This is a genomic window from Asanoa sp. WMMD1127, from assembly GCF_029626225.1.
Lineage (GTDB): Bacteria > Actinomycetota > Actinomycetes > Mycobacteriales > Micromonosporaceae > Asanoa.
In genome coordinates, this window is sequence record NZ_JARUBP010000001.1 from 5264475 (window position 1) to 5286617 (window position 22143).

The window sequence follows — 22143 nt, forward strand, 5'->3', positions numbered from 1 at the left end:
GGTGCGCTCCGTCCACCGCCGCCGTTGGCCGCGCAAGGTCCTGCTGGGCGGCTGCGGTCTGCTGGGATTCCTCCTCGCCTGGCAGCTGGCGCCGGCCACCGGTCTGGTCGACGCGCAATACCTGCCGTACGCGACGGACGTGCTCGCCCGGCTCGCCGAGGAGCTCCGCGACCTCGCCTTCTGGCGCCGGCTCGGCTTCACCATGACGTCGTGGGCGATCGGGCTCGCGCTGGCCACCGCCGCGGCGGTCGTGCTCGGCACGGTGGTCGGCCTGGTGCCGTTCCTGCGCCGTGCGACGCACACGGTGGTCGAGTTCCTGCGCCCGATCCCGTCGGTCGCGCTCATCCCGCTCGCGGTGCTGATGTTCGGCATCCAGCTGCGGGCCGCCCTGGTGGTCATCGTCTACGCCGCGTTCTGGCAGGTGTTCGTCCAGATGATCTACGGCGTCGCCGACGTCGACGCGGTCGCCCGGGACACGGCCCGCACCTACGGCCTCAACCGGCGGCAGCGGCTGACCCATCTCGTGCTGCCGACCGCCCTGCCGTACCTCATGACCGGTGTTCGCCTCGCCGCGGCGGTCGCGCTCATCCTGGCCATCACGTCGGAGATGGTGATCGGGAATCCGGGACTCGGGCGGATGATCGAGCTCTCCCGGTCCGCCGGCGACGCCGAGGGCCTGTACGCCCTGGTCGTGCTGACGGGTCTGCTCGGCCTGCTGGTCAACATCGTGTTCCGGTCCGTCGAACGGCGCTCCCTGTCCTGGCACCAGTCCGTGCGGGGGGAGGCGCCGTGACCGCCGGGCGCCGCGTCCTCTATCCCATCGGCTTCCCGTTCCTGCTGCTGGTGGTCTGGGGCATCGCGACGACGGGCTCGACCAACCGCTTCTTTCCCGGCCCGCTGGCCATCCTGGACGCCTTCGAGGACACCTGGATCGGGCCGGCGTTCGTCCACGACGTGCTGCCGAGCCTGGCCCGGCTCGCCCTCGGCATCACCGCGTCCATCGTGGTCGGTGTGGCCGCCGGCACGCTCATCGGGCTGTTCGGCGGCCTGCGGGACGCGCTCGAGCCGCTGCTGGAGTTCTTCCGCGCCATCCCGCCACCGGTGCTGATCCCGGTCGGCATGCTGCTGCTGGGCATCACCGACACGATGAAAGTGGTCGTGATCGTGTCCGGCGCGGTCTGGCCCATCCTGCTCAACACCATCGACGGCGTACGGGGGACCGACAGCGTGCTGTCCGAGACGGCAGACGTGTTCCGCATCGGGTGGTGGCGGCGGCTGTGGTTCCTCGTCCTGCCGGCGGCCGGCCCGCGCATCATGACCGGCGTACGACAGGCCCTGTCGGTCGCGCTCATCCTGATGGTCATCTCGGAGATGTTCGCGTCGTCCGCCGGGCTGGGCTACCGGATCGCCTACTTCCAGCGCAACTACCTCGTCGCCGAGATGTGGAGCGGCATCCTGCTGCTCGGCCTCGTCGGGGTGCTGCTCGCCACCACCTTCGGCGTCGTCGAGCGGCGCGTGCTTGCCTGGTACCACGGGATCAAGGGGATCGACCGGGCCTGACCGGTCGAGGCGGGTGAGGGGGACCGTGCGCAGCCGACAGCCGAGGCAACTGCTGCTCGCCCTGTTCGGCGAGCACGTGGTCGACGACGATCCCGGCCCGGTCCGGGCGAGCGTGCTGATCCGTGTGCTGGAAGGGGCCGGCGTCGCTCCGCCGGCGACCCGGGCCACCCTCGACCGGCTCGTGCAGACCGGCATCCTGGCCCGCAGCCGCAGCGGGCGGGAGATCCGCTTCGCGCTGACCGAGCACGGCACGGCCGTCCTGCGCGAGGCGACCGACCGGGTCCGCGGCCCACGCCCGTTCGACCCACAGGGCACGGGGTGGACGCTCGTCACGTTCACGATCCCCGAGGACCAGCGGACGCTGCGGCACCGGCTGCGCTCGACGCTCACCTGGGAGGGCTTCGCGCCGCTGCGCGACGGGCTGTGGCTGGCGCCCGGTGAGGTGGACCTGGCCAGCGCGCTGGCCCCGCTGCGGCCGGACCTGCCACCGCACACTGTCGTCGGCTTCCACGCCCGCGAGCTGCCCGCGTTCCCCATCGCACAGAGCGTCCGGGCCGCCTGGGACGTCGAAGCTATCCGGCGCGAGCACCTCGCGTTCATCGAGGCCTGGGCGGACCCGGCGGCGACCATGCGGGCGACGAGCCCACTGACGGTGCGGACGATGCTCGTGGCGGACTGGTTGGCCCTGCTGCGCGCCGACCCCCGACTGCCGCGCGAGTTCATGGACGACACGTGGCCGGCGCAGCGGTCCGTCGACGTTTACCGCCGGGCGCACGCGCGTCTGGCCGAGGCGTCGGCCGCGGAGTTCGCCGGCCTGGTCACCGCGCCTGGTCGCCGTAATGCTGCCGCAGGTCGGCCTTCCGCACCTTCCCGGACGCCGTCCGCGGCAGCTCGTCCACGATGACCACCCGCGCGGGCAGCTTGTAGCGGGCCAGCTTGCCGGCCAGGCGCGCGCGTACGGCCGCGGTGTCGAGGTCGGCGCCGGGCCGCAGCGTCACGATCGCCCACGGCACCTCGCCCCAGCGCTCGTCGGGCACGCCGATGACAGCGGCGCCGCTGATCCCGTCGATCTCGCCGAGCAGGAGCTCGACCTCGGCGGGGTAGACGTTCTCGCCGCCCGAAATGATCATGTCCTTCAGTCGGCCGGCGATGAAGAGGTAGCCGTCGGCGTCGAGGTAGCCGAGGTCGCCGGAGCGGAACCACCCGTCTGCCGTGAACGCCTCGGCCGTCGCGCCGGCCTCGCCGAGGTAGCCGGCGAACACGTTGGGGCCCGCGATCTGGATCTCGCCGACCGTCCCCGGCGGGGCCGGCGCACCGTCGGCGTCGACGACGCGCACCTCGGTGAAGAAGTGGGGGAGTCCCACGCTGCCCTGCTTCGCCAGCGTCATGGCGGGCGGGAGGGACGTCGCGCCCGGCGACGTCTCGGTCATGCCGTAGCCCTGCGAGAACGACAGCCCACGGGCCTCGTAGGCCCGCAGGATCCGGGTCGGCACGGCCGATCCGCCGCAGGTCAGCTTGGCCAATGTGGACAGATTGGTGGTGGCCCAGTCGGGATGGTCGGCCATGAGCTGGTACGTGGTCGGCACGCCGCTGAGCATCGTGACGCCGTGCCGTTCGATCTGGGCGAGGGCCCGGCCCGGCTCGAAACCCTTCTCCAGCACGAGCGTGGCGCCTTTGAGGATGACCGGCAGCGCGCCCATGCCCAGCGATGCGACGTGGAACAGCGGGGAGATCATCAGCGCGACGTCGGTCGACACGACGTCGTAGTCGACGACGCAGTTCAGCGCGACCCAGGTGAGGTTGCCGTGGGTCAGCACGGCGCCCTTGGCCCGGCCGGTCGTCCCCGACGTGTAGATGACGGCGGCGGGGTCGTCGGAGCCCACCTCCGCGGGCACGCCGGGCGTCCCGGGCAGCCGCGCGAGCCCCGGCCGGTCGGCCGTGCCGGCGCCGGTGGTCAGGTGCGGCACTCCGGCGGCGGCCGCGAAGCCCGCGGCCGGACCCGGGTCGTGGATCAGCAGCCGGGCGTGACAGTCGGCCAGGATGTGGTCGATCTCGGCGGGCGCCAGGCGGGTGTTGACGGGCACGAAGACCGCACCCAGCCGCGCCGCGCCGAACATCACCTGGAGCAGGTCCGGGCTGTTCTCGCCGAAGTACGCGACGGAGTCGCCCCGGCCGACGCCCAGGCGCCGCAGGGCCGACGCCACGCGGTCCGTGCCGTCCGCGAACTCCCGGTAGGTCATCGTGGCCTGGTCGCCGTGGACCAGGGCGGTCTTCTCCGGCGACGCGAGCCGGCGCTTGGCCGGCCACGCGCCGATCCCGTGTCGGTGCATCCGCGACCTCCCGATGGCGTGCGGTCAGGCGTAGAACCGGTACAGGCCACGGGCGACGACGGCCGGCTTCGCCCCGCCCTCGATCTCGATCGTCTGGTCGACGGTGACCTGGTAGCCGCCGGCCACCGCGCCCACCTCCGCGACGACCGCCCGCATCCGGACCCGCGACCCCACGGCGACCGGCGCCGGGAAGCGCACCCGGTCGAGGCCGTAGTTGACCTTCGTCGTCACGCCCCGCACGTCGAGCAGCTCGGTCCACAGGGGAACGGCGAGGGACAGGGTGAGGAAGCCGTGGGCGATCGGCGCTCCGAACGGCCCGTCCTTGGCCCGTTCCGGGTCGACGTGGATCCACTGGTGGTCGTCCGTGGCGTCGGCGAACAGGTCGACCTGGTCCTGGCTGACCGTCCGGTAGGCGCTGTGACCGAGGTCGGCGCCGCCGAGCTCCGGGAGCCGGTCGTAGTCGATGGTCGTCGTCATCAGCCTTCTCCTCGCGCGGTCAGGCCGACCAGCCGGGCGGCGTTGTCCTTCAGGATGCCGGGCAGCACGTCGGCCTTCAGGTCGGTGGCCGCCACGTCGCGCAGCCAGCGGTCGGGGGTGAGCAGCGGATAGTCGGTGCCGAAGAGCACCCGTTCCTTGAGCATCGAGTTCGCGTAGCGCACCAGGTTGGCCGGGAAGTATTTCGGGCTCCAGCCCGACAGGTCGATCCAGGTGTTGGGTTTGTGCGTCGCTACCGCGAGCGCCTCGTCCTGCCACGGCACCGACGGGTGGGCCATGACGATCCGCAGGTCGGGGACCTCGGCGGCCACGACGTCGAGCAGCATCGGGTTGGACAGCCCCAGCCGCAGGCCGTAGCCCCCGGGCAGGCCGGCGCCGATGCCCGTCTGTCCGGTGTGGAACAGCGCCGGCACGCCGAGGTCCGCGATCAGGCGCCACAGCGGCGCGTACTCCGGCTGGCTCGGGTCGAAGCCCTGGACGGTCGGGTGGAACTTGAAGCCCCGCACGCCCTCCTCCCGGACGAGCCGGGCGGCCAGGTCGAGCGCCGCCTCGCCCGTGCGCGGATCGACCGAGCCGAACGGGATCAGCACGTCGGCGTGGTCGGCCGCGGCGCGGGCGATGTCGACACTGGACAGCGGCGGATGGGCCAGCTGCGTACGCGCGTCCACGGTGAACACCACGGCGGCCATCCCGCGCTCGCGGTAGTAGCCCGCCACCGCGTCGACGGCCGGCCGGGGCCCGTCGGTCCGGAAGTAGCGGGACGCGGCGGCCACCAGCGGCTCGGGCAGCGAGGTGTGGCCGTCCGCGTCGACCTCGATGTGCACGTGCATGTCGATGGCGGTCACGGCGGCGAGGTCGATCGCGGGCTGGTACATGCGGGGGCACCTTCCTCGGGGGTCAGGACGCGGTGCGGAACGCCATGGGCAGCTCCGCGACATCGGGACTCCTCCGCGTCGGTACCCGGACGGAACATAATGCGAAATCCGCGCGACCGTCAACGAGTGTGCAACGTATCGATGCGCCGTCACTCTGGTGTCTCGACGAGCTCCTCGAAGCGCAGCTGGGCCGGTCGGGCAAGCGCGGTGGAAGCCTGCAGGAACATCTCCCGGGCCTTCGCCCGGGGAAAGGACCGCGGCAGGAACTCGGCCGGGAGGTCCGGGTCGTTGCCGACCAGAGCGCGCCAGTCGTCAACGAGCTCGGTGCGGTGGACCAGGGCGGCCCGGGCCGGGATCCCGCCGTTGGCGGCCCGCCGCGCCACGCCGCGGTGGCGGGACAGGAACTCGTGGTAGCCGGCCGCCAGGTCGTCGATGCGCCAGGCGGACTCGAGGCGGGTCCGTCCGCCGGGGAGCAGCTCGAGGTCGCGGGTCCGCAGCACGACCGCGTCGGTGACGCCCAGCTCGCGCAGCTGCTCGCGGGCCTCGTCGAACCGGTCGTGCGGGCTGACCCAGGTGCCGTCGTAGAGCGGCCAGAAGGTCAGCCAGCGCAGCCGGGCCCGGAGCAGCCGGCGTTGGCTGGCGTCGTCGAGAGGGAGCGTGAACGCGATCAGCGTCCAGACCCCGTCCCAGGCGGCCTCGTCGGTGCTGGCGAAGATCCGGCGGGCCCCGCGGCGCAACAGCTGCGACCCCGGCTCGGTCAGCCGGTAGCTGGTGCGGCGACCGTCCTTGGTCCGCTCGATCAGCCCGCGCTGTGTCAACCGGCTCAGCGTCGCCCGCGCGTTCGCCGGGGCGATGCCGAACTCGGCCAGGGCCGCGACCAGGCCGCCGGACGGCAACGGCGCCCGGCCTGGCTGCCAGTAGTCGCCGAGCAGCGTCACCAGCAGCCGTTGCGCCCGGGCCCGCCCGATCGCCGGCCGACCCGCCCGCGACGTCGTCATCCTTGAGAAGCTACCGTCCGGCTGCCGTCTGGAGCGATGACCCAGCGACGTGGGCCCTGGAGAGTTCCAGGGCCCACGTCCTGAATCGACTAGGGCGTGTCCTGGCGATCATCGGAGCCAGATCAACGCGGCGACGAGGAGCAGGCTTGACCGGTAGAGGGCGGCGCGTTTGGCGAAGCGGGTGGCCAAGGCACGCCATTGTTTGAGCCGGTTGAAGCAGCGTTCCACGACGTTGCGTTGTCGGTAGACGTGCGGGTCGAACGTGGGTGGGCGTCCGCCGCGGCTGCCTTTGGCAGCCCGGCGGGCGACCTGGTCGGACCGTTCCGGGATGGTGTGTGGGATACCGCGCCGGCGTAGCCCGCTGCGGGTCGGGTCATGGGCGTAGGCCTTGTCCGCGATCAGCATCCGCGGCTTCTTACGCGCCCGACCGCGTCCAGACGTGTGGACCGCGATGGCGTCCAGCAGCGGGAACAACAGCGGATTGTCACCGGCTTGCCCGGCGGTCAGCAACACCGACAACGGCCGCCCGCGGCCGTCGACCGCGAGGTGGATTTTGGTGCTCAGGCCGCCCCGGGACCGGCCCAACGCCTCACCATCCGCCGCTGGTATGGCCACACCACCGGCAGATCCCCTTTTTTGCGTGCCCCGGCGGCGTGCTGGTGGGCACGCACAACACTGGAGTCCACGCTGATGATCCATTCGACTGGTTGGCCGTCGTCGTAGACCTGCGCCCGGGCCAGGATCAGTTCCCAGGTGCCGTCCGTGGTCCACCGCCGCAGCCGCTCGTGGCAGGTTTTCCACGGCCCGTAGCGTTCCGGCAAATCCCGCCAGGGCGCCCCGGTCCGCAACTTCCACAAGATCCCGTTGATCACCTGACGGTGATCACGCCACCGCCCGGACCGACGACCAGGCTCGGGCAGCAACGGCCCGATCACCGCCCAAGCCTTGTCCGTCAACTCACCACGACCTACACCCGACACATCAACCAGAAACGATCAACTGATCGCCAGGACACGCCCTAGCGCCGGCCCGCGTACAGCTGGGTCACGTGCTCGGCGTTGAGCTCGTAGCCGTAGAGCCGGAAGTCGTCGATGAGCCCGTCGAACCGTGGGTCTCCCCAACTCGTCCCACCGAGGAAGTTGGCCGTGGTGCTGCCGCCCACCCCGACGTTGCCGATGCCGATGGGGAAGTCGGAGCGGGTGGCGTGCAGCACGCCGTTGAAATAGATCTTCGCCGTCGAGCCGCTCATCGTGAACACCACGTGGGTCCACTGGTTGAGCGGCAGGTCCCTTCCTGCGCCGAGGAGGAGCCGTTCCTGCGCCGGCGCCCCCGCCGCCTTGAACGTGGCCCCGAACCCGGTGGTTCCGCTGTTCGTCGCCGACTGGAGCAGGAAGAACGTGTCGGTGCTGCTGCCGATCTGCAGCAACGGCACCCAGTTCGGCAGCGTGTCCGGGCGGGCCCAGAAGGAGACGGTGAACTGGTTGGTCAGCCCGGCCTGGATGTTGTTGGGCAGCCTGACCTCGTTGCCCGAGGTCGCGGCGCCGCCCGGCAGGTTGACCGCGCTGCCGATCCGGCCGGCGGCCCAGGACGCGGTGGCCGGCAGCGTCGCCGCACCGAGAGACGTCCTGGTGCCCGAGTTCCCGGCGGCGGTGCCGGTGTTCTCGTCGAACGTGTAGCGGACGGCGTTGCCCTCGTTGTACATCGCCGCCACGTCCGCGGCGGTCAGCGTGGACGTGTAGACCCGTACGTCGTCGATCAGACCGTCGAACGCGGCGTCGGGGTATCCGTTGCGGCCCAGCCAGTTGTTGGCCGTCGGGCCGACGGCGGTCATGTCGACCGTCAGGTCGGCCCGGCTCGCGATCGCCACGCCGTTGAGGTACAGCGTGCCGATCGAGCCCTGGCGGGTGAAGGCCACGTGGTTCCACTGGTTGGCGACGACGTCCTGGGCCGGGCTGGCGTACACCCGCTCCTCGGGGCCGGTCTTGCCCTTGAAGGTCGCGGCCAGGCCGGTGCTCCCGGAAGCCTGCGTCTGCATCTGGATCTGGAAGTAGCTTCCGGCGGAGCCGAGGCCGTCTCCAATGTGGAACAGGCCGGTCCAGTTGTTCTTGGTGTCCGGGCGCACCCAGAACCCGGTGGTGAAGTTCGCCGCGTTCTGCAGCAGGTTGTCCGGCAGGTCCACCGCGTTGGCCGTGCTGCCGCCGGGCAGGTTGACCGCCTTGCCGATGATGCCGTTGGTGGACCAGCCCGTGGTGCCGGTCAGGACGGCCGCGCCCGGCCCACCGGCGCCACCGGTATTGGCGGCCGAGGTGCCCTGGCCCTCCTCGAACTCGTAGCGGACCGGGACACCGACGGGTGTCGGCGGCGGGTCGTCGCCCACGACCACCAGGTCGTCGATCATCAGGCCGGCGCCCGTTCCCGGACCCCTCAGCGTGAGGGTCTGCGTGGCCGTCGCCGCCGTGAAGGTGCCGACGTACGTGCCGTAGGCGCCGGTCGAGGGCAGGCCGGTCGTGGCGGTGATGGTGGCGTTCAGGTTGCCGACCGTCAGGTTGGCCGTCGCCGCGCCGGCGCCCGCGGCGGACCGGCTGTCGCGGGCGTAGCGCAGTGACACCCGGTACGTGGTCCCCGGTGTCAGCGAGCTGAGTGTGCGTCTGACGGCGCCCGCGTTGCCCAGGCTGAGCTGGTAGCCGGTGAGCCCGAGGCCACCCTGGCCGGAAACCGTGCCGCGGACCAGCTGGACCTGGCTGTCGACCGTCCACGGCGACATCCGGGTGTTGCCGGCGGCGACGTCGACGGTCGCCGGCGGGTTGGCCGTGCGCCACTCCGCGGGCAGGCGCGGGTACTCGAACTGGTCGACGACCCGGGGGTTGAGCTGGCTCAGCTTGACCGCCGGGTCGACCTTCAGGATCTTCGCGATCGACGGCGTGCCGGCCGAGTCCCAGACGAACAGCATGTAGGAACCGGGAGGCGCGTAGGTGCCGTTGGCCGGCGCGTTGACGGTGACCGTGCTGCCGGACTGGCTGAACGCCAGGTCCTGGAAGTTCTGGTCGTTGTTGAAGCCGTGCGTCACCGAGCCGTTGCGGACCAGCGTGACCCGCGAGACGGTGCCGGACGTGGTGATGCCGAAGCTGCCGTTGTAGCCGATGGTGGCGGGCGCGGTGTTGATCACCGGGCGCGGGGCGGGCTGGTCGCCGTTGAACAGGTACGCGGGGGAGTAGTACTCGACGTCCGTGTAGTTGCGCGGGCCCGGGGTGCCGCCACCGCCCATCATCACGCGACCGTCGGGCAGGAGCAGCGCGGCGGAATGATAGAGCCGGGCGTGCTCGTACGGCACGGCGACCTCGGTCCAGGTCCCGGAGTCCGGATCCCAGATCTCGGCGTTCGTGACGTACCCACCGTTGCCGTTGTTCTCGCGGCCGCCACCGGTGACCAGCACGTCGCCGTCGGGCAGGACCGTCGAGGTCGCCCAGTGGCGCTGGTACTTCATCGGCCTGGTCGCCGTGACGACCGGGCTGGCCGTGCCGCCGGTGATGTCGACGGTGAAGCCGGCGCGCGCGCCGTCGGGGCCGCCGCCGTTGGCCCACCAGCCACCGCCGACCTGCAGGATCTTGCCGGGGCGGTACATGGTGGCCGTGGACGTCGCACCGACCGGGTTGCCGTTCGCGCCCTGGTTGGCGATGGCGGCGGGCAGCGTGCCGCGCAGCGTGACCTGTCCGGTGCCGCCGTTAGCCGCGGGGTTGAGCTCGTACATCTGGGTGCCGGTGATGTTGAACAGGGTGCCGCTGCCGGGAGCCACGAACGCCCGGGGGTACCACCAGCGGTTCTCGTCCTGGCCGGCGTGGTCGGACCCGCCGTCGCCGTACGCCGCCGGGCTGCGGGCGCCGTCGAGCGTCTTCCAGCCCGACCCCGACTGCGGGGTGTAGATCTCCGGGGTGAGGACACCGGGTCCACCCGGGCCGCCGCGGAGGCTGCCGCCCTGGACCACGATGTCGCCGTTGGGCATGGTGGTGCCGGTCGGGTACCACCGGGGATAGTTCATAGGGGCCTTGTTCTGCAGCCCGTTGTTGGTGGAGTAGCTGGTGACGCCGATCGCGGCGTCGTTCGGGCTGTTGCCGCCGAGTCCGTCGTCGCCGCCGACCGTCATCGTCGAGTGGTCGTGCGGGTTCTGCACCTGCATCGCGCAGAACAGGTCGGTGTAGGTGGTGTTCGGCAGTATCCCGGCCCGCAGGTTGGCGAGGTTACGCGGCTGGGCCGGATCCCAGATGTCCACCTCCATCTGGCCGCCCTGGGTGAGCGAGCTGTCGCCGGTCCAGTCGTACGGCGTGGCGTCGGTGCTCCAGCCTCCGACGCTGCCGAACGACTGCACCTTGCCGTCGGAGGTCAGCGACATGTTGATGGGCACCAGCGGCCACGGCGTGACACCACTCCACGCGCCGGCCCGGTCCTTCACCGGCGGCGAGCAGTCGGCGGGCAGCAGCCCCGCGGCGTACGCGAGACCGTTCTTCATCTGGGCGCGCATGTAGGACTCGGCGTAGGCGGTGCCCTCGTGGCCCATCGAGGTGTACCAGGACCGGCCGGAGTCGATCTTCTGGCACCAGGTGACCGGGTGCGAGGTGCCCTGCCGGCCGCCGCCGTACGACGACTCGTCGGCCTCGATCAGGGTCCGGACGTTGGGCGCCGGGTTGACCACCCAGTCGTACCACTCGTCGCTGCGGGTGAGCGAGGCGGTCACGCCCTGGGTGAGCGGGTGGCCGGTGTCCCTGACGAACACCCGGCCCGGCCGGACGCCGGGGTCCTCCGGATGTCCCTCGGAGGCGGCGCCGACCAGCCGGGCGTAGAACGGGTTGACGTCATGCTCGCTCTCGCCGACCGACCAACCGGTGTAGTGCAGGCCCATGAAGCCGCCGCCACCGCGGATGTAGGACTCGAGAGCGGTGCGCTGCGCCACGTTGAACAGCACTCCACCGGTCTGCGCGAAGACCACGGTGTCGCGGGCGGCGAGGTTGGCGGTGTTGAAGACCGCGGGGTCGTCGGTCTCCTGGATCTCCACCGGCTGGTTGTACTGCGTGCCGAGCTGGGCGGCCAGGTCGCGCACGGCCTGCCGGGCCTGCACGTTCGAGGCGTGGAAGTTGGGCTTGTAGAACAAGAGGACGTTGAGCCGGCCGTCGTCGACGGCGGCGGCCCGGGCGGCGGCGGGAACCGCCAACCCGGCGACGACGAGCATCAGGGCGAGAAGGGAGTGGGCAGACCTGCGGGGCACTTTCATCAGAGCTCCCTCGAGGTACGGCTGACGTGACAGTGAGGACGGTCACTGCCACTGATGGGCTGTCCCGAAATCAACGCAGCTCGGCGATGACGGTCTTGAGCTCGGTGTAGTCGTCCAGGCCGAACGAGCCGAGCTCGCGGCCCCAACCCGACTGCTTGAAGCCGCCGCGGGGCAGGGTGACGTCGTCGGCGTGCCACGTGTTGAGCCACACCGTTCCGGCCCGCAGTCGGGCGCCGACCCGATGCGCCGTGCCGATGTCGGTGGACCAGACGCCCGCGGCAAGGCCGTACACCGTGTTGTTCGCGGCCGCGACGCCCTCGTCCTCGGTGTCGAACGGGATCGCGGTCACGACCGGGCCGAAGATCTCGTCGGTCTGCACCGCCATCCCCTCGTCGACGCCGGTGATCAGGGTCGGCTGCACGAAGAAGCCGCGGTCACCGACCCGGTCGACGCTTCCGGCGGTCAGCACCGCGCCGTCGCGGACCGCACCGCGGATGTAGCCGAGCACCTTCTCGTGCTGCTCCTGCGAGACCAGGGGACCCATCTGCGAGGCGGGGTCGAACCCGTCGCCCACCTTGATCGCGGCGGCGGCCGCCGACACCCCCTCGACGACCTGGTCGAAGACGCCGCGCTGGACGTACAGGCGTGAGCCGTTGACGCAGCACTGCCCCTCGTTGAAGTAGCCGCCCAGCACCGCGCCGGCGATGGCCGCCTCGATGTCCGCGTCGGCGAAGATGATGTTGGGCGCCTTGCCGCCGAGCTCGAGGGAGACCTTCTTCAAGTTGCCGGCGGCCGCCGCGGCGATCTTCTTGCCGACCTCGGTGCTGCCGGTGAAGGCCACCTTGTCGACACCGTCGTGCGCGACCAGCGCGGCGCCGGTGTCGCCGAAGCCGGGCAGCACGTTGACGACGCCGGCCGGCACGCCGGCCTCGAGCAGCAGCTCACCGAGGCGCAGCGCGGTCAGCGGCGTCTGCTCGGCCGGCTTGAGGATGACCGTGTTGCCCGCGGTGATCGCTGGGATGATCTTGAAGCAGGCCATCAGCAGGGGGAAGTTCCACGGCACGATGCCGGCCACGACGCCGACCGGCTCGCGGCGCGTGTAGGCGTGGAACTCGCGACCCGGCACGGACATCGGGATGGTGGTGCCCTCCATCTTGGTCGCCCAGCCGGCGAAGTACCGGAAGAGCTCGGCGGAGGTCGCGATGTCGCCGTCCCGGGCCGCCTCGACGCGTTTGCCGTTGTCGAGGGCCTCGAGCTGGGCGAGCTCGTCGGCGTGGGCCTCGATCAGGTCGCCGATGCGCCAGAGCAGGTGCGAGCGGTCGCGCGGGGTCATCCTCGACCAGGGCGAGCGGGACTCGAACGCCGCGCGCGCCGCCCCGACCGCACGGTCCACGTCGACGTTCGACGCGTACGCGACCTGGACCAGTTCCTCCTCGGTCGACGGGTTGACGGTGGCGAAGGTCCGGCCGTCCTTCGCGTCCACCCACTCACCGTCGATGAGCAGCTGCTTCGGCGAGGACAGGAACGAGCGGACGGCGGGCAGGAGCGCGGAGTTCATGGTGGCCTTCCGTAGGAGTTATTTGACGGTCGAGACTTTCGAGCGGTCGAGGGTGAGCGCGACCGCGACGACGATGATCGCGCCGTACAGGATCTGCTCGTACGCGGAGGGCACGCCGACGATCGGCAGGCCCACCCGCAGCAGCGTCACGACGAGCGCGCCGGCGAAGCTGCGCCACACGCTGCCGTGGCCACCGGTGATGGCGGTGCCGCCGACCACGATCGCCGCTACCGCGGGCAGCAGCAGGTTGTCGGCCATCGTGGGGCCGCCGCTGAACTGCCGCGACACCAGCATGACCGCGGCGAGCCCGGCGCAGGCGCCCGAGACGCAGAACGCACCGATCTTGACCAGGTCGACCGGTGTGCCGGCGAGCCGCGCGGCCGACTCGGAGTAGCCGGTGGCCGAGATCCAGCTCCGCAGCGGGGTCACCTTGAGGACCACGGCGATCAGGGCGACGACGATGATCGCGACAGCGGCCGACATCGGCACGTAGCCGCCGAGATAGAGGTCGAGCCAGTGGATCGTCGAGTCGTCCACGACCCGCACCGTGCCGGCGCCGGAGACCACCAGGGCGACCGCGGACAGGATCGCCATCCCGCCCAGGGTGACGATGAACGACGGAATCCGCAGCAGCACGTGCGCGACCCCCTGCACCGCGCCGATCGCCGCGGCGACCAGGATGACGGCCGGTGTGGCCAGGCCACCGAGATCCGGCAGCCACAGGGCCAGGAAGACGGTCGACAGCGAGGCCAACGCCGCGATGGACAGGTCGATGCCACCGCAGAGCACGACCAGCGTCGCACCCGCGGCCAGCACGATGAGCGGAGCGGCGGTCCGCGCCACCGCGATCAGGCTCCGCTGCGTCAGGAAGTCCGGGTCGGCGACGGTGAGGGCGGCGACCAGCGCCGCCAGGGCGATGAGCGGCATGAGCCCGGTGAGCCGGTGGACCCGGACGGTGGTGGGCATGGCGACGTGAGTGCTCACACCATCTCCTTCACGAGGTCCAGCGGGCTCGGCTTGCCGCCGTGGGGGCAGGCGACCTCGGTGGCGACCCGGCCGTCGCTCATCACCAGGATGCGGTCGGCCATGCCGATGGCCTCCTCGAGGCTGTCGCCCAGCAGCACGGTGGCCACGCCGGTCGCGGCGAGCTCGCGCATCAGCCGGTAGACCTCCGACCGGGCGCCGATGTCCAGGCCGCGCGTCGGGTGGTCGAGCAGGAGCAGCCGGACGTCGCCGGCCACCAGCCAGCGCGCCAGGATCACCTTCTGCTGGTTGCCGCCGGACAGCCGCTGGATCGCGGTGTCGCGGCCCGGCGTGCGGATGGAGAGCCGCCGAATCCACGCGTCGACGAGGGTGGCCTGCTTCTTGGGCGCCACGAAGGGTCCCGCGCAGCGGGCCTGCTGTTTGGCCAGGGTCATGTTCTCGGCCACCGACATCGGGCCGACCATGCCCTCGATCTTGCGCTCCGCCGGCACGTAGCCGATGCCGGCGGCGCAGGCGGCCCGGGTGCTGGGCAGGTCGATCTTCCTGCCGTCCATCCGGATCTCGCCGGCGGTGGTCGGCTCGGCGCCGAACAGGGCGCGGCAGACGTCCTCCCGGCCGGAACCGTGCACGCCGACGATGGCCACGATCTCGCCGGGCGCCACGTCGAAGCTGACGTCCTGGAACGTCGCTCCGGACAGGCCGCGTACGGACAGCCGGGGCTCTTGGGAGTCGACCGTGGCGGCCGCGTTCTCGTGGTAGTGGTCGTCGGATCCGCTGGACCCGATCATCATCCGGTGCAGCTCGCGGGGGACCGCGCCGGCCGTGGCGACCTCGCCGACCGACCGGCCGCCGCGCAGCACGGACACCCGGTCGCAGACGTCCAGCACCTCGTCGAGGCGGTGTGAGACGAAGATGACCGTGGCGAACTCGCGCAGCCGGCGGATCTGCGCGAACAGCGCGTCGATCTCCTTGGACTCGAGGACCGACGTCGGCTCGTCCAGGATGACGACCGGCGGATGCTGGCTGCGCTCCTCGATGCGCAGCACCTTCGCGATCTCGACCATCTGCCGGTCGGCGAAGGACAGCGAGTCGGTGCGCGCGAGCGGGTCGATGGGTGAGCCGATCTTGTCGAGCTGCTCCTGGGCCAGGCGGCGCATGACGTCCCAGCGGTAGAAACCCCGGCGGACGGCCGGCCCCTCGCTGCCGAGCACGATGTTCTCCGCGGCGGTCAGGTTGGGCACCAGGGACTGTTCCTGGAAGACCATCCCGATGCCGTGGTCGGCGGCGTCGACGACACTGCGCAACCGGACCGGCTCGCCCCGGACGTGGATCGTGCCGGCGTCCGGGACGACGAGGCCGACCAGCGCTTTGAGCAAAGTGGACTTGCCCGCGCCGTTCTCCCCGGCCAGACCGAGGACCTCGTTCTGCCGGACCACCAGGTCGACCCCGTCGAGGGCTCTCACCCCTGGGTAGTGCTTGACGAGGCCGCGTACCTCCAAGGCCGGCACGCTCATTTGACCACCTGGTTCCGTCGACGTTGCGGGATGACGGCGGCGGCGACCGCGGCCACCACGATGAGGCCCTCGACCCCGCCCTGCCAGTACGGGCTGACCCCGACCTGGACGAGACCGTTGGTGAGGACCATGACGAGCAGGACGCCGACGGCGGAGTGCAGGATGCCGCCCCGACCCCCGGTGAGCAGCGTGCCGCCGACGACGGCGGCGGTGATGGCCGAGAAGTCGTATCCGTCGCCGGCCTGGACGAGGCCGGCGCCGAGCTGACTGGTCACCATCACGCCGCCGAGCCCGTAGAACGCGCCGGCGAGGGCGAAGACCGCGACCTTGTACGGCTTCACCTTGACGCCCGAGAGCAGGAGCACCTCCTCGGCGCCGCCGATGGCGAAGGCGTAGCGCCCCAGCCGGGTGTAGCGCTGGACGAGCCAGCCGACCAGGACACACCCGGCGGCGATCCAGGTGAGGTACGAGAATCCGAGGAACCGCTCGATCGCCAGGCCCTTGACCACGGTGTCGGAGACGTTGGGCTGCACGCCGGCGAACATGAGGGTCGCGACGCCGAGACCGATGGCCGAGACACCCAACGTGGCCATGAACGAGGGCACCTTCAGCAGCACCAGGGCCAGCCCGCTCAGGCAGCCGAACGCGCAGCCCAGCAGGACGGCGGCCGCGACGCCGAGCAACCCGAAGTCGTTGTCGTTGCGATTGTTGGCCACCAGCAGCGACACGGTCAGGGCGCAGGCGCCCATCACGCCGGCGGCCGACAGGTCGATCGACCCCATCATCAGCACGAACGTGATGCCGCACGTGACGACGGCGAGCACGGCGGCCGCGTCCACGATGTTCCGGACGTTGTCGGCGCTGCGGAACTGCGGGCTGAGGGCCGCGAAGATCAGGAAGATGACGATCAGTGCGACCGGTGGACCAGCATCCCGGAACGACGCGCCTCGCCGGGACTGGCGGCGAGGCGCGTTGACGACCTCGGATGTGATGGTCACGTCAGAGGCCCTGCCACACGCTTGAAGACGTTGCCGCACTCGAAGTCGGCCGGGTTCGTCTTCGGCTGGGTGAACTCGCCGGCGTTGTCCTTGGTGATGAGGAACTGCTCGGCGAAGAAGGCCCGGTTGTCCTTGGCGATGTCCGCCACCTTGAGCTTGCCGGTGGCGACGCAGAAGCCGATCGCCAGACCGACGCCGCCCTGCCACGAGCCGTCGCTGGAGACGGTGGCGGTCATCGTGCCGTTCTGCACGGCGGTGACGGCGTCCGGGACGGCGTCGATGCCGACGACCGCGACCTTGCCGGCCCGACCCGCCTGCTGCAGCGCCTCCAGAGCGCCGAGAGCCATGTCGTCGTTGGCGGCCCAGATGCCCTTGACGTGGTCGCCGTGCTTGGCCAGCAGGGTCTTGGTGACGGTGAGCGCCTCGGCGCGCGAGAAGTTGGCCGCCTGCTGGTCCAGCAGCGTGACGCCGGTGTTCTTCTTGAGCGACGCCTGCAGCCCGGCGAACCGGTCCTTGGCGGCCGCGGTGTCGAGCACACCCTGCAGCGCGATGATGCCGCCCGAGCCGCCGATCGCGGTGGCGAGCGCGTCACCGATCTGCTGGCCCGACTCGACACCGTTGTAGGTGATGTGGCTGAGCCAGGTCTGGTAGTCGGCCGGGTTCAGGTCGGCCGGCTTGTTCCACTGCGTGACCAGGTACGCGCCGGCCTGGTCGGCGCCCTTGACAATCGGCGCGGTGTCCGAGTCGCCGTTGGGGAGCACGTTCATGACCAGGCACTTGGTGTCGCCGGCGAGGATCTGGCTGATCTGCTCCTGCTGCTTGGTGGAGTCACCGTCGTAGGTGAGTCGCTCCTGGGTCAGGCCGACCGACTTGGCGAAGGCGTCGCCACCCGCGAGCCACGAGGCCTCGTACGGGTTGGACTCGTTGCGGACCTGGCCCACCAGCCGGACCTTGGACGCCTCGCAGGCGGCCTCGCCGGCGGCAGCGGTGTCGTTGCCTCCGCCGGCCTGCTCGCTGCAGCCGGCGAGGACGGCGGCGGCCAACGACAGGCTCATGATGGCGGCGGCGGAACGAGGGGTGACATTCATGGTCGATCCTCAATTCTTCGTAGGGGAGGGGAATGCTGGGTCAGCGGGCCATCCACCCTCCGTCGACGACCAGGACGTGGCCGTTGACGTAGTCGGCGGCGGCGGAGCTCAGGAAGACGGCCGCGCCGGCGACGTCGGCGGCGTCTCCCCAGCGACCGGCCGGGATGCGCGCGAGTATGGCCCGGGACCGGTCGGGGTCGGCCCGCAGCGCGGTGGTGTTGTCGGTGGCCATGTAGCCGGGCGCGATGGCGTTGACCTGCATGCCGCACGGACCCCACTCGTTGGCCAGGGCCTTGGTGACGCCGGCGACACCGTGCTTGCTGGCGGTGTAGGCCGCGACGCGGATGCCGCCCTGGAACGAGAGCAGGCTCGCGACGTTGACGATCTTGCCGTGCCCGCGCTCGGCCATCGGGCGGCCGAACTCCTGGCAGAGGAAGAACAAGCCGTTCAGGTTGACGTCGACCACGCGGTGCCAGGCCGCCCGGTTCACGTTGACCGCGTCCTCCCGGTCGATGACGCCGGCGTTGTTGACGAGGATGTCCACCTGACGGCGGCCGGTCACCTCGGCGGCGACCCGCTCGATGGCGTCGTGGTCACTGACGTCGAGGTCGACGATCTCGACGTCGCCGCCGAGTTCGGCCACCTGGTCGCCGGTCTCCGACTGGCTGCCGGACCGGCCGACCAGGACCAGATCGGCGCCGGCCCGGGCGAGCCCCAGCGCGATGGCCTGACCGAGGCCGCGGCCCGCGCCGGTCACGACGGCGCGGCGGCCGTGCAGGTCGAACGACGTGGTCACAGGTCCTCCAGCGCCACGGGGGTCAGGTCGGTGTACTCGTTGTTCTCGCCACCCATCGCCCAGATGAAGGCGTACGACCCGGTGCCGACGCCCGAGTGGATCGACCAGGGCGGCGAGATGACCGCCTCGCGGTTGCGCACGACCAGGTGGCGGGCGGCGCCGGGCTGGCCCATCAGGTGGAAGATCCGCTCCTTCTCGTCGAGGTCGACGTAGAGGTAGACCTCGGTGCGCCGGTCGTGCAGGTGCGGCGGGAGCGTGTTCCACACCGAGCCGTCGGCGATGACGGTGACGCCGAACTGCAGCACCGCGGTCTGCGGCTGCTGACCCCACGCGTAGCGGTAGAGGCTGCGTTCGTTGGCGCCCTGCGGCGTGCCGAGCCTGACCGGCTCGATCGAGGCGTGGCTCAGCAGGGTGGTGGGGTACGGCGCGTGCGCCGGAGCGGAGACGAAGTAGAACGCGGCGTCCGGACCGGCGAAGGTGACCTCGTTGCCGCGGCCGACGAACAGTCCGTCGAGGTGGCGCAGCTCGAACTTCTCGTTGTTGACGAGCACGTGGCCCGGCTGACCGACGTTGACGATGCCGAGCTCGCGGCGGGCCAGGTGGGAGGGAGCGCCGAGCACGTCCCAGGCGGGAAGCTCGAGCTGATCGGTGCCCGGAACCGCCGCGCCGACGACCAGCCGGTCGTCGTGGGTGTACACCCCCCGCACCTCGCCGGTGCGGAACAGCTGCTCCACGAGGAAGTTCTTGCGCAGGTCCGCATTCGTCGCCGTTTCCACCTCGGACGGCGATGCGGAGTACCTAACTTCGATCAACACTCGCTCCTCGTTTGTGAACCGCGTTCAGCTACGTGAACTGAGCGCGACGATACCTATGGCGCCGATCACAGGTCAAGGGGTTGAAGTCGGTCCCTCCATGTGAACCGTGGTGTAGTTTGGGACGACCCCGCCGTGGTCGTGGCGGGTGACGGCAAGGCCGCGCCATGGTTTACGAGGAGGTCCGCGTGGACAAGGACAGGACGGCCAACGGCAGCTCCGCCGCCTCGCAGGTCAAGTCGGCCGCACGCGTCCTCGACGTCCTGGACGACATCGCCGCCAACGGCCCCGGGACCCAGCTGCAGCTGGCCACGCGCCTCGGGATCCCGAAGAGCAGCCTGCACGCGCTCCTGCGCACCATGTGCGCCCGCGGCTGGCTGGACACCGACCAGACCGGCAGCATCTACCGGCTGGGCGTGCACACCCTGACGGTCAGCTCCGCCTACCTCGACGGCGACCCGGTGCTGTCGCGCGCCAGCTCGGTGATGGACGAGATCGCGGCGGCCACCGAGGAGACGGTCCACCTCGGCCGTCTGGAGGGTGCGGAGATCATCTACACCGCCAAGCGTGAGTCCAAGCACCCGCTTCGGATGTACTCGGCCGTCGGTCGCCGCCTACCCGCCTACATGACCGCGCTCGGCCGGGCGATGCTCGCCGAGCAGCCCGAAGACGTCCGGGAGGCGCTGGTTCCCCACCAGATCAAGCCGGTCACCACCCAGACGATCACCGACCGGGACGCGCTGCTGGCGATCATCGACAAAGCCGGCCAGCTCGGCTACGCCGAGGAGAGCGAGGAGTCCTGCCTGGGCGTGCGCTGCTTCGGGGTCGCGCTGCCCTTCTCCCACCGCCCGGTCGACGCGCTGAGCGTCGCGGTCCCGATCAGCCGCCTCGACCAGGCTCGGGAAGACTTCATCATCGAGATGCTGCTGAGTGTGAAGGCCCGCCTGTCCGCGATGCGTGACAACCGGTTGGTGCGCTGACCCGTCGAGGTCGCGCGGTGGTCAGCTCTTGTCGAGCGCCGCGAGCACGCCGGCGCGGCTCGGGTCCTCGCTGGCCAGCACGCCTCCGTTGGCCACGATGTCCGGGGTGATCTCGTTGAAGACCATGCGGACGTCCTGCGGACGGGCGCCGAGGATCTCGACCGCGTGCTCGGTCACGGCGCGAGCGAAGGCCCGGCGCTGCTCGACGGACCGGCCCGCGAGCAACTCCACGGTGATGTTTGGCATGACGGCCCCTCTTCGCCTCGTCCAGAGTGTGGACTTCGGTTCACCAACGTGAACGCACGCTACCGTGACACACTTCGAGCCGCAATGGACGGGCGGGCTCGTGTTCACATGCTTGACATCGATTCAGCTGGTTGCTGCTCCGATCGCCCTCAGGGCGCGGCGTTGAGCAGGTCGACGGCGCTGTGCTGGCGGGCCCCGTCCGTGGCGTCGACCGGGCCGGTCCAGCGCAGGCCGTAGAGGTCGAGCGGCGTGCGGTCCCGGGCGTACGCGGCGTCGGCCTGCCGTCGCAGGTAGGCGTCGTAGGGCCGGCCGGCCAGCAGCGCGTTGAGCCGGGCGAGGCCGCGGACGTGTGCGCCTTTGAAGGAGGTGCCGTCGGCGCCGCAGTTGCCGGATTCGCACGGGTCGCGCAGGATTCCACCGGAGTGCAGCTGTGCGGTGGTGGTCGCGGCGTCGGCGAGCTGGCGGGCCCGGTCGAGCAGGCTGCTGTCGCCGGTCGCCCGGTGGAGCTCGGCGAGGCCGGCGATGAGCACGCCCTGGTTGTAGGTCCAGACCGCGGAGCCGTTGTTGCGGCAGGTGGTGAGACTGATGCCGTCGTTCACCAGGTTGGAGCTGTTGATCATGCCCGTGTTCTGGAACCAGGTCCACTCCTGCCGGGCCCGCTGAAGATGTCGGGTGTCGCCGGGCAGCCGGTTGTGCAGGGCGGCGTTGACCTGGAGGTAGAGGCTGTTGGCGATGGCCGCCTTGTAGCCGCGGGCGGTGCTCCACCAGATCCCGCCGCCGCAGGTGTTGTCCCAATAGGCGGCCATGTGCTCCGCCGCGGCCCGCGCGGTGTCGAGGTAGCGGGTCTCGCCGGTGAGGTCGTACGCGCCGATCCAGGCCATGGCCCACCAGCCGGTGTCGTCGAGGTACTCGTTGCGGAACTGGCCCTGGCCCCGGTTGACGTTGCGGTCGTAGGTGTTCGCGATCGCGTACCGGTAGCTGCCCATGCCGGAGACGCGGATGTTGTCGATGACGGCGGTGAGCGCGTTGGCCGAGTTCCACCAGCCGGTCGTGTCGAACAGCCCGGTGCCGAGGTTGTAGTGCATCATCAGGCCGGTCGCCGCGGCGGTCCGGCGGGTGCCGGCATTCCAGGTGCTGCGGGCCCAGGCGGTGCAGGCGACTTCGGGGCGGTCGCCGGCCTTGCCGCACGCGCGCACCGCGCCGACGCCGAGGCTGACCCAGTTGTCGACGTTGAACATCGGGCTGCGCGCGGTGCGGCTGCCGGACGGGGTCGTGGCGGTGCCGAGCCGCCCGTCGGCGGACCAGGTGCGGCCGGCGTCGAAGGACCGCTCCAACCAGGTCTGGTCACCGGGGTTCCCGTTGCCGACGACGGCCCACGCCATCGCGTCGGCGTCGTTGACGTGCAGGGCGATCTGCCGACCGTAGATCGCGGCGGTGACCGGGACGCGGTCCGAAGTGGACAAAGAGGCGTCGCGGCCGTCGCAGAACCGGTTGCAGATCAGGGCGAGCGGCCCGGGGGAGGCGAAGGCGACGGCCGGGACGCTGACGGCGGCGAGCGAGGCCGCGACCGTCGCGATGGCGAGGGCGGTGGGCGTACGGGTCATCGGGACCCTCCGAATCGGATGGCGGCCGTGGGGTCGCCCGGG

Annotated in this window: 19 protein-coding genes; 4 read left to right on the forward strand and 15 right to left on the reverse strand. The window is 71.1% G+C overall.

The window, feature by feature from the left end; all coding sequences use genetic code 11:
• Window position 1 precedes the first annotated feature (1 nt).
• The 3 genes from O7635_RS25175 to O7635_RS25185 are packed head-to-tail and all read left to right on the forward strand — an operon-like array spanning window position 2 to window position 2464.
• Window positions 2-793 carry an ABC transporter permease subunit gene (locus O7635_RS25175; RefSeq protein ID WP_278082933.1) on the forward strand — a complete coding sequence of 264 codons (792 nt, stop codon included), beginning with the start codon at window positions 2-4 and terminating at the stop codon, window positions 791-793.
• Complete coding sequence (locus O7635_RS25180; protein WP_278082934.1) at window positions 790-1560, forward strand: ABC transporter permease; 771 nt, start codon at window positions 790-792, stop codon at window positions 1558-1560. Before O7635_RS25175 ends, O7635_RS25180 begins: the two co-directional genes overlap by 4 nt.
• 25 nt (window positions 1561-1585) lie before the next feature.
• Window positions 1586-2464, forward strand: coding sequence for a PaaX family transcriptional regulator C-terminal domain-containing protein (locus O7635_RS25185; protein WP_278082935.1), 879 nt, complete (start codon window positions 1586-1588; stop codon window positions 2462-2464).
• Here the strand turns inward: O7635_RS25185 and O7635_RS25190 are convergent.
• The 13 genes from O7635_RS25190 to kduI form a co-directional block, all read right to left on the reverse strand.
• Window positions 2379-3890, reverse strand: a complete 1512-nt coding sequence (locus tag O7635_RS25190) for a long-chain fatty acid--CoA ligase (RefSeq protein WP_278082936.1) — start codon at window positions 3888-3890, stop codon at window positions 2379-2381. The two genes, O7635_RS25185 and O7635_RS25190, sit on opposite strands and share 86 nt — an antisense overlap.
• Before the next feature lie 24 nt (window positions 3891-3914).
• On the reverse strand, window positions 3915-4367 hold the full coding sequence (locus tag O7635_RS25195; RefSeq protein ID WP_278082937.1) for a MaoC family dehydratase: 453 nt from the start codon (window positions 4365-4367) through the stop codon (window positions 3915-3917).
• Window positions 4367-5260: an amidohydrolase family protein gene (locus O7635_RS25200; RefSeq protein ID WP_278082938.1), complete on the reverse strand. Its 894-nt coding sequence runs from the start codon at window positions 5258-5260 to the stop codon at window positions 4367-4369. The genes O7635_RS25195 and O7635_RS25200 overlap by 1 nt, the downstream gene beginning before the upstream one ends.
• Before the next feature lie 149 nt (window positions 5261-5409).
• Entirely contained in the window at window positions 5410-6258 is an 849-nt protein-coding gene (locus tag O7635_RS25205; RefSeq protein WP_278082939.1) for a PaaX family transcriptional regulator C-terminal domain-containing protein, read from the reverse strand.
• A 108-nt stretch (window positions 6259-6366) separates the two neighbouring features.
• Window positions 6367-7238, reverse strand: a protein-coding gene (locus O7635_RS25210) for an IS5 family transposase (RefSeq protein WP_278078570.1) whose coding sequence is annotated in 2 segments (ribosomal slippage) — window positions 6367-6878 and window positions 6878-7238 — 873 coding nt in all. Because the reading frame shifts where the segments join, the coding sequence is not laid out codon by codon here.
• Window positions 7239-7276: 38 nt separating this feature from the next.
• Window positions 7277-11521, reverse strand: coding sequence for a LamG-like jellyroll fold domain-containing protein (locus O7635_RS25215; RefSeq protein WP_278082940.1), 4245 nt, complete (start codon window positions 11519-11521; stop codon window positions 7277-7279).
• A gap of 70 nt (window positions 11522-11591) precedes the next feature.
• Window positions 11592-13079, reverse strand: a complete 1488-nt coding sequence (locus O7635_RS25220) for an aldehyde dehydrogenase family protein (RefSeq protein ID WP_278082941.1) — start codon at window positions 13077-13079, stop codon at window positions 11592-11594.
• A gap of 18 nt (window positions 13080-13097) precedes the next feature.
• Window positions 13098-14063, reverse strand: coding sequence for an ABC transporter permease (locus tag O7635_RS25225; protein WP_278082942.1), 966 nt, complete (start codon window positions 14061-14063; stop codon window positions 13098-13100).
• Window positions 14060-15577, reverse strand: a complete 1518-nt coding sequence (locus tag O7635_RS25230) for a sugar ABC transporter ATP-binding protein (RefSeq protein ID WP_278082943.1) — start codon at window positions 15575-15577, stop codon at window positions 14060-14062. Before O7635_RS25230 ends, O7635_RS25225 begins: the two co-directional genes overlap by 4 nt.
• Window positions 15574-16575, reverse strand: a complete 1002-nt coding sequence (locus tag O7635_RS25235; RefSeq protein ID WP_278082944.1) for an ABC transporter permease — start codon at window positions 16573-16575, stop codon at window positions 15574-15576. The genes O7635_RS25230 and O7635_RS25235 overlap by 4 nt, the downstream gene beginning before the upstream one ends.
• Window positions 16572-17663 carry a sugar ABC transporter substrate-binding protein gene (locus O7635_RS25240; protein WP_278082945.1) on the reverse strand — a complete coding sequence of 364 codons (1092 nt, stop codon included), beginning with the start codon at window positions 17661-17663 and terminating at the stop codon, window positions 16572-16574. Before O7635_RS25240 ends, O7635_RS25235 begins: the two co-directional genes overlap by 4 nt.
• Before the next feature lie 40 nt (window positions 17664-17703).
• Window positions 17704-18459, reverse strand: a complete 756-nt coding sequence (gene kduD / locus O7635_RS25245; protein WP_278082946.1) for a 2-dehydro-3-deoxy-D-gluconate 5-dehydrogenase KduD — start codon at window positions 18457-18459, stop codon at window positions 17704-17706.
• The gene (gene kduI / locus O7635_RS25250) at window positions 18456-19271 is read right to left on the reverse strand and encodes a 5-dehydro-4-deoxy-D-glucuronate isomerase (protein WP_278082947.1); all 816 of its coding nucleotides are present in this window, start codon (window positions 19269-19271) and stop codon (window positions 18456-18458) included. The genes kduD and kduI overlap by 4 nt, the downstream gene beginning before the upstream one ends.
• 188 nt (window positions 19272-19459) lie before the next feature.
• Here kduI and O7635_RS25255 point away from each other — a divergent pair, with 188 nt between their 5' ends.
• The gene (locus O7635_RS25255) at window positions 19460-20251 is read left to right on the forward strand and encodes an IclR family transcriptional regulator (protein WP_278082948.1); all 792 of its coding nucleotides are present in this window, start codon (window positions 19460-19462) and stop codon (window positions 20249-20251) included.
• Between the two features lie 21 nt (window positions 20252-20272).
• On the opposite strand, the gene O7635_RS25260 is transcribed toward O7635_RS25255, so the two are convergent.
• Window positions 20273-20497: a tautomerase family protein gene (locus tag O7635_RS25260; protein WP_278082949.1), complete on the reverse strand. Its 225-nt coding sequence runs from the start codon at window positions 20495-20497 to the stop codon at window positions 20273-20275.
• 149 nt (window positions 20498-20646) lie between these two features.
• Complete coding sequence (locus O7635_RS25265) at window positions 20647-22101, reverse strand: glycoside hydrolase family 76 protein (protein ID WP_278082950.1); 1455 nt, start codon at window positions 22099-22101, stop codon at window positions 20647-20649.
• Between the last annotated feature and the right edge of the window lie 42 nt (window positions 22102-22143).

Bases quoted from the DNA above. Each gene is read 5' to 3' on its own strand.
- O7635_RS25220 (WP_278082941.1), bottom strand. From the start codon at position 13,079: ATGAACTCCGCGCTCCTGCCCGCCGTCCGCTCGTTCCTGTCCTCGCCG.
- O7635_RS25240 (WP_278082945.1), bottom strand. From the start codon at position 17,663: ATGAATGTCACCCCTCGTTCCGCCGCCGCCATCATGAGCCTGTCGTTG.
- O7635_RS25200 (WP_278082938.1), bottom strand. From the start codon at position 5,260: ATGTACCAGCCCGCGATCGACCTCGCCGCCGTGACCGCCATCGACATG.
- O7635_RS25260 (WP_278082949.1), bottom strand. From the start codon at position 20,497: ATGCCAAACATCACCGTGGAGTTGCTCGCGGGCCGGTCCGTCGAGCAG.
- O7635_RS25205 (WP_278082939.1), bottom strand. From the start codon at position 6,258: ATGACGACGTCGCGGGCGGGTCGGCCGGCGATCGGGCGGGCCCGGGCG.
- O7635_RS25190 (WP_278082936.1), bottom strand. From the start codon at position 3,890: ATGCACCGACACGGGATCGGCGCGTGGCCGGCCAAGCGCCGGCTCGCG.
- O7635_RS25230 (WP_278082943.1), bottom strand. From the start codon at position 15,577: ATGAGCGTGCCGGCCTTGGAGGTACGCGGCCTCGTCAAGCACTACCCA.
- O7635_RS25195 (WP_278082937.1), bottom strand. From the start codon at position 4,367: ATGACGACGACCATCGACTACGACCGGCTCCCGGAGCTCGGCGGCGCC.
- O7635_RS25265 (WP_278082950.1), bottom strand. From the start codon at position 22,101: ATGACCCGTACGCCCACCGCCCTCGCCATCGCGACGGTCGCGGCCTCG.
- O7635_RS25215 (WP_278082940.1), bottom strand. From the start codon at position 11,521: ATGAAAGTGCCCCGCAGGTCTGCCCACTCCCTTCTCGCCCTGATGCTC.